The organism is uncultured Aggregatibacter sp. (genome assembly GCF_901873365.1).
Lineage (GTDB): Bacteria > Pseudomonadota > Gammaproteobacteria > Enterobacterales > Pasteurellaceae > Aggregatibacter.
This window is the reverse complement of sequence record NZ_CABFLM010000130.1, coordinates 1-1,703: the sequence shown is the minus strand read 5'-3', so window position 1 is coordinate 1,703 and position 1,703 is coordinate 1. Positions and strand designations below refer to the sequence as shown.

Genomic DNA, 1,703 nt, shown 5'->3' with positions numbered 1-1,703 from the left:
ATGGTATATTAAATATAATTAATAAAGGTGGATTTTTAATTAGATTAGGTAAAAATGGATCAGATAGTAAAGTTCTTAAAGGAAAAAATGTCGCCCAAATAGAGATTAAACCTAAGAAAAATCAAGAGGTTTATTATCAAGACAAAGCTACAACTTATTGGCTTTCTGCGGACTCAAAAACACAAAAGAATAATCTTCTTCCCTTCGGTTGGGCATTAATTGAAGTTGATCCCACAACGGAAAATGAAGCCTTAAAAACGTGGTGTGAAGCTCAACCAAAATCAAAATTTGATCGTTCTGAAATTTTGGCAAAACGCGAAGCTCAAAAAGCGGAACAAGCACGCTTGCAAGCAGAAGCTGAAGCAAAACGCTTAGCAGAACAACAAGCAGAGGCTGAAAAACAAGCCTTGTTAAATTCACTATCAGATAATCAACGCCTTGTTATGGACTTTGTGGAAAAAGTACAATCCACCCGAGAACGCCAAGCGGACAATACCGGTTCGACTTTGTTAAAAGAGGCTCAAGCATTAATTGAAAGTGCGGTTGAAAATTGGGATGTTTCTGATCGTAAATTTGTACAAGCGCAAATTACGCTAGATTTGCTTAAATCTAAAATCGATTTTAAGAAGAAAGACACCGAAAAAAATCTGAAAAAATCTTTAAATAAACTGGTGGCAGAATGATTCCAAATTCTTTCCCCATAGCCCGTTACCAATTTGATTTTGTTGTAAAGGAGCCGATTTTATTGCCCGAATATGCAGGCTCCACTCTGCGTGGGGCATTTGGCCGTGCTTTACGGAAAATTTCCTGCATGACAAAACAAGAGGATTGCAAAGGCTGCCCGCTTTATCGCACCTGCCCTTACACCAACATTTTTGAAACGCCGGCCCCGACAGCGCATGAATTGCAAAAGTTCAGTCAAGTGCCGAACGGCTATATCATTGAACCGCCGGCATGGGGAGAGCGACTTTATGCCGAAGGTGAAACATTAACATTTTCGCTTGTGCTATTCGGACGGCTAATTGAACAGCTCCCCCTCATTGCTTTCGCTTTTAAACGGGCTTTTGAATATAACGTCGGGCGGGGAAAGGCAAATTTACTTGATATCGCCAAAGTTGAAGTAGATTTAACCCGACAATCCATTTTACAAAATGGAAATATCATCGAACATCAAAAAACAATCGAAATTCCGACCGCACTTGATAGTGTGGCACAAATCAAAATTGATACGCCTTTAAGGCTGCAAGAAAATGGCAAGCCTTTGCGAGTAAATGAGATAACGGCAGAACGATTTTTTATTTCTTTAGCCAAGCGCCTTTCCTTATTAAGCGAATTTCATTCTGAACCCTTGAATCTAGATTTTGGATTACTAAAAACCCAAATCGAACAAATTCAAGATAATAAATATTTAAAATGGCAAGATTGGACGCGCTATTCCTCCCGCCAAGATCAGAAAATGAAATTAGGTGGAGTAATCGGTCAGTGGCAATTCAAAAATTTATCACCGGAATTAGCCAAATTACTTTACATCGGACAATGGCTACATTGTGGGAAAAATGCCACTTTTGGATTAGGCAAATATCAGATTACAAATTTGTAATTCTGAATGTTAGCGATGAAAAATATAATAATACCGTTTGTTTTTTATTAAATAAGGATTGTTATGGCTGTTTGGTTTGTTTCTCGTCATCCTGGTGCGATTG

At 38.4% G+C, this 1,703-nt stretch carries 1 protein-coding gene and 1 pseudogene; both read left to right on the top strand.

Annotated elements, in window-relative coordinates:
- Nucleotides 1–683, top strand: a pseudogene (locus tag QZ106_RS10260) (CRISPR-associated protein); the annotation flags it as partial.
- 128 nt (nucleotides 684–811) lie between these two features.
- Nucleotides 812–1,600 (top strand): CRISPR system precrRNA processing endoribonuclease RAMP protein Cas6, encoded by a 789-nt coding sequence (gene cas6, locus QZ106_RS10255; protein ID WP_295976709.1) that lies wholly within the window; start codon nucleotides 812–814, stop codon nucleotides 1,598–1,600.
- Nucleotides 1,601–1,703 lie beyond the last annotated feature (103 nt).

Bases quoted from the DNA above. Each gene is read 5' to 3' on its own strand.
- cas6 (WP_295976709.1), top strand. From the start codon at position 812: ATGACAAAACAAGAGGATTGCAAAGGCTGCCCGCTTTATCGCACCTGC.